This window comes from Parahoeflea halophila (assembly GCF_900220985.1).
GTDB classification, from domain to species: domain Bacteria; phylum Pseudomonadota; class Alphaproteobacteria; order Rhizobiales; family Rhizobiaceae; genus Hoeflea; species Hoeflea halophila.
In genome coordinates this window covers 1-5748 of the sequence record NZ_OCPC01000012.1, presented here as the reverse complement: position 1 = coordinate 5748, position 5748 = coordinate 1, and the positions used below count along the sequence as shown (strand labels likewise).

Here is a 5748-nt window from a genome sequence, read left to right as displayed (position 1 = left end):
CCATCGCGCATCCACTGGTAGGAGAAGGCGCCCAAGCCGTCATTGTCCGAGATGCCCGATGTATCGGCCGTCAGGGTTTCGTTCTCCGTCACCGTCCCGGTGATCGCAGGCACACCGGCAGGCGCATCATTGACATTGGCGACTGGCGCCGTGGCAGCAGACGTCAGTGGGCCTTCCGCCGTGCCATTGCCATCGGTGTAGCTGACCTTCACAGAGATGGCGCGGCCCACATCCGCATCACCCAGCGTGTAGGTCGAGCCCGTCGCCCCTCCAATATCAACACCATCGCGCATCCACTGGTAGGAGAAGGCGCCCAAGCCGTCATTGTCCGAGATGCCCGATGTATCGGCCGTCAGGGTTTCGTTCTCCGTCACCGTTCCGGTGATCGCCGGAACGCCGGCAGGGGCATCATTGACATTGGCCACAGCCGCCGTGGCAGCTGACGTCAGCGGGCCTTCCGCCGTCCCGTTGCCATCGGTGTAGCTGACCTTCACCGAGATGGCGCGGCTCACATCCGCATCCCCCAGCGTGTAGGTGGAGCCCGTCGCCCCTCCGATATCAACACCATCGCGCATCCACTGGTAAGAGAAGGCGCCCAAGCCGTCATTGTCCGAGATGCCCGATGTATCGGCCGTCAGGGTTTCGTTCTCCGTCACCGTCCCGGTGATCGCAGGCACCCCGGTCGGCGCGTCGTTTACCGCAGCGACGTCAACCGTCATTGTATTATAGACGCCTGATGTTACAGTGACATTGTCAAAATAGGCATCAATAAATTCATCTGCCGCTGTACTGTTATTATTATTGGCACTCAATTGTATCGTGTGGTTGCCTGCGGCCAATGTGATGGTGGTCTGATATGTAAGCCAACCACTGTCGTGCACTGAACCACCATTACCATCACCAACGGTTCGGATTAGTGACGAATTGGTATCATTGCCGTAACTCACTCCGTCAATTTTAAGATACATCTCACCGTATTCATCGGCTTCGTACATCGAACTCATCAGCAACCGGAAATCGGTAGATACGGTTATCTCAGTAGCGTTCGCCAGATTAAATGTTTTCGACCAGCCACCTGAGCTCACACCCCCGGTTACTCCGCCGCCCAGGTCAATGCGTAGCCCACCGCCAGTTTTCCCGCCGGCGGAATCATAAGCGCCATCGGCCCAACCTCCGTTGGAAATGTCGGCGTAAACAAAGCCATCAGCATTGGTGTTGAACGTTGAGTTGTTGATCGAGATCGTACTTGTTGCACTGCTGTAGGCAGTACCGTCGTGCACGCGAAAACCGAAACTGTCATAGCTACTGCCGAACGCATTTGGTGACGCTGCAAAAGTTAGATTGCCGGCATCGATCGCCGCTTGTGAGATGATCTGGCCATGTGTCACATCAACGCCACTCAGTTTGAGGCTGCCGACGGATACTAGCGATGTGATCTGGACTTGCTGCAGCGCGTCACCGCTATCAGCATCAGCAAACGGGAAGTCCGCAACAGTGAAAACGTAAGGCGTATCCTCATTTGCCGATATGGTTTTGTTACTGGTTGTCGGCGCACTGTTCGTGCCAACGACGGTTATGGCGACATTGTCACTATCGGATGGGTTGACCGGCCCATTCGCCAGATTGGAAATTTCCGCAGCCGATAGCGCCCGGTTATAGATCCGAACATCATCGACTAAGCCATTAAGATTTGCATCGTTCCCGCCGTCGCCATTTGCTCCGATGATGGTATTGACACCGCGCGTGTAGCTAATTGAGTCAGTATACGCAGAGGAAGCAACCTCAATACCATCTATGTAAAGCTTTTGCGAATTTCCTGTATCGCTGTACGTATATGCAATATGGTGCCACCCTGTACCAGCAATGAACTGGCTCGAAGAGGTTCCTCTCCAATTCGAACCATCATAAAAGAAGCCGTGCACGCCTTCATTACCCGCATTAGCTGGGTAATCCAGTCTGAGAGCAACACTATCGCCCAATGATACAATGTCCGAGCCCCAAGTATCAGCACTTGTGAGATTTACCCATCCTGCCAACGTGACGTTTGTCGGATTTCCGAAAAGACCGGCAACCTCCACATGATCGTCTATGCCGTCCAGACTGAGGACATCCCCCCTCACCGGATCACTTACTACCGCAGCTCCGTTCCTGAGGGTTCCGTCATAAGTACCAGCGGGGCTGGAATCGTTGCCCGGATCAACACTGATAAACTTATAGAAGCCACGCAGGTTAGCATCGATGTTGAGTTGATAGAGCGTCGTATCGTTGGTGGTAATAGTGAATGTGTCGCCGCCGTCGTATTCGGGGGTCGGGTCGTACTGAAGCCCATCTAGTGCAGCGTTTAAGTTCTCAACCGTGCCGACAACGGTCATGCTAGCAGTACCGTTGGCGCCGCTGCTAACCGTTAGCCCTGTCGTCTGAGACAGTGTCAGCGTGCCATTGTTGACCCCAAGCGTCACCGTTAGGCTTTCGCCTGCGTCATCCGTGATCGAGATCAGGTTGCTGTTCCCGGCGTTGAAGACTAGCGCTGTGTTTTCGTTAGTTGTCTGCGGACCCGGAGTGCCATTCACTGGATCCAAATCCGAAGAGGGCTTAATAGATACCCCGCCGACGGCCCATGCGTCCGAGCCACTCCAGGTCCAGGACATAGGAACCGAGGCTGCGCCGACCGCGGTGCTGCCACCTCCGTTAACTTCGGGGGCCTTGAGGTCCCAACGCTCGGTCTGGCTGCCGCCAGGTATGAGGTTGTAATCGACGTTGTCGTCGACGGCTATTGCAGCAAACACCAGTTCATCGGCAGCTGAGGATACTGTTGCAGATCCGGCCCCACCGCTACCGCCAGCCCCCGAGGCGAAGGTGCCCAGCGGCGTGGATTGATCAACACCCGAAAACGTCATGACGCCTGCCGTATTGCCATCAGATGTTCCGCTCATGGCGATGTTAACGGTATGGGTCGCCAGATCCGGATTCACGAGTGACCAAATCTCAACGCGGATCGCAGTCCCTCCACTACCGCTCTCTCTCGCTCCTACCAGAGTGAGTGCGTCTCCATTGTAGGAGACAGAAGCCACGGTAGAACCCGCGCTCTGATTGATCGACACGGCGACAAGCATCAACCTGTCGGTTCCAGACGTCGTGTGAGAAACCGAGAAATTACCGCCGGAACTGGTTCCTGTAGATGTTGAATCTACACCAACGGCCAGCACTCCATCCCAGTCGTTCAGCGCGTCCTGATCGGCAAATATCTCGGCTTCAATACTGCCATGGCGGTATTCAAGGTCCCAGTCACCACCGAGGTCCTTGTGACCTGTCAGATCATCGCTGGCGGCGACATCAGCACCGGTCAGGCCGGCGAGTGTCGACACCGCCAATCGGCCTGTTTCGCCGCTGGCAAAGTCACACCCGTAAATAAGAATATCCGCGTCCGCGGAGAGTGACATACCAATGCCGACCAGCTGGCTGGCATAGATACCGTCCATCGCATCCGTCGTGAGTGTACCAGACCCCAGTGACATCAACCCGGAAGAACCGTGAGCAAGTATATGGATTGCACCCACATTTGCCTTGTAACCCATGACTTCTGCGATCTGCTCGATGCCATCACGGTCGGCATCAAGGAACACGACCTCTGCCGCGGGATCGATCCCCGACAACAGAGTTTCGATGTCTTCGACCGCAGCATCGATAAAGACGATCTCGGACCGCACTGGAGGTTCTATTGTGGCAGGGTCCCAGCCATCTTTGTCTGACTGATCTGAGGTTTCGGAAGCATGATGAGTTAAGCTGTCGTCCGCCGTCAGGTGCGCATCGCCATAAACAGAAAAATCAGTAACCTCACCGACAACAGCAGCGCCGAATGCAGCGTCAAACGCGATACGCGGCTCCAACTCATAAAATACCAGCCGCGCCGGCCTTAGACGCGGGCTCGTGTGTTCAGTAGAAGCCATTATTTTTCTTGTCTTCAACATCGGTGCTGCGATCTTCCAAAACATGTCGGCTGTACGCAAAACACCAACCAGCCGATGATCAAAGACCATAAGAAATTATGGTTAACAAAGCCCTCCTATTGTCTTAAGGCAGCGCTCGTGGGTCTAGAAAACTCGGGGCAAGTCAAACAAAGAAAGTCGCTTTGCTGCCTATTTTGACCTAATGGAAATTCCAATAGCGCGATTGATTGTGAGTGGTGTAACCTGACGTCTGGAAATTGTTTTTGCGCAGGTGCCATGAGCCCCTGCCAAGGCGTGGCCCGGCAGGGGCGATCCACTCTGTTATTCCATGGAGTTGCAACACCACCATGGAGAAGCGTGAATGGAAAGGCAGGAGGATAGGACAGTTGAGGCCCTCCTGGAACTTCTGATCGAACATGGACCTCGCGACATCGCTACGGTCTTTGCGCGAGCCTTCGAACTGGCGATGCAGATCGAGCGTGAACGGTTTCTCGGCGCCAGCATTTACGAGCGGGCGGCAGGGCTAGACCAATGGTTACAAGCTCAAGCGGATCGACACGCCTGCAGGCACAGTCACCGTGCAGGTTCTCAAGACAGCCGGCCATGAGGGTGAACCGTTCTATCCGCACTCTCTGGAGCGCGGCCGCCGCTCGGTGCGGGCTCTGATGCTCGCCGTGGCCGAGATGTACATCAAGGGCGTTTCGACGCGCGAAGCCGAGGCGGTAATGCGCGACTTCGGCATCGAAAGCCTGTCGTCTACCCAGGTCAGTCGCGCCACGAAACTTGTTGATGAGAAGCTGGAGGCTTGGCATGGCTCGAAAATGGGGCGCCAGAAGGGCCCGCCATCTTTGCTTTGCCCGAACACCATCGCCGTAGCATGCGCACGTCCGACCCTGTGGAGCAAGGTGTACAAAAGAACTCCAGCGCCGCATAATCAAGGTCAGGTTTTTTTCCGAACGAGGCCACGCTCAAGTGGTTGGTTAAAGTGCTGCTCGAGATCGACGACAGTGGGCCGTCGACACAAAGGCCTATATCAAAGGGGAATGCCAGGATGCATGATCACCCTCCCGAGATTTTCCAGACAACAGGTTGCTTATTCCTTCTGGAAAGCAAGTATCCCTCCGGAGGAGACGATTAAGCCGCTATTGCTGGTTTAACCATTAGCGCAGAACTCACCTGATTTCGTAGATTCACCCAGGCGCCGTCGATGTTTGAGGCTTGAACGTAGATATCAGGATCATCAGAGAAGCAGATGGCCTCAGAGCAAAGCCTTGCGGACAGAAAGCATACTTTATTCAAGGCATTCCAGATTTCACTTAACCGTTCGACACTGGTTTCTTCATTGAAGAGAATTTGGGCTACTTGCCATGCGTAAAGCCGATATTTTCTCTCCAACACGAGAAGTCGTTCTTCAAGCACGTTGTTAACCCCCACCGATCCAGACGAGCTACATCTACAGGCAACGTGGTTAATGATACGTAACGCGGTTCAGTTTACGTTGTCCTGGATATTACCAAATGGATAGAAAGATTCGAGAGGCACAAGGCAGCATCAACAAGGATCCACCCAGTGGATCTGCGGTGCATCGGATTGATCAACCCGCGTACCCTTCCAAAGCCAGGTCTTTTCTGCGCCTCAGTCAGCTAGCGCGAAAAGCCTAACGGGGTGTTCCAGCGATAATCACCATCTCGCGTCAATGGGGTCTTTGAATAGCCCCGAGTTTTCTAGACGCCCTCGGTTTTCATTTCTTGCTGCCGTTCGAACTCGACGGGCGACAGCATCCCGTTCCTGGCATGCTTGC

1 protein-coding gene and 1 pseudogene are annotated in these 5748 nt (G+C 54.7%); one reads left to right on the top strand and one right to left on the bottom strand.

Annotated elements, in window-relative coordinates; translation table 11 throughout:
• Positions 1 to 3947, bottom strand: a 3947-nt coding sequence (locus CRO46_RS19730) for a DUF4347 domain-containing protein (protein ID WP_179759136.1), incomplete at its 3' end; no start/stop codon positions are given.
• A 542-nt stretch (positions 3948 to 4489) separates the two neighbouring features.
• On the opposite strand from CRO46_RS19730, the pseudogene CRO46_RS19725 reads away from it, so the two are divergent.
• A pseudogene (locus CRO46_RS19725) lies at positions 4490 to 5104 on the top strand (transposase); the annotation flags it as partial.
• Between the last annotated feature and the right edge of the window lie 644 nt (positions 5105 to 5748).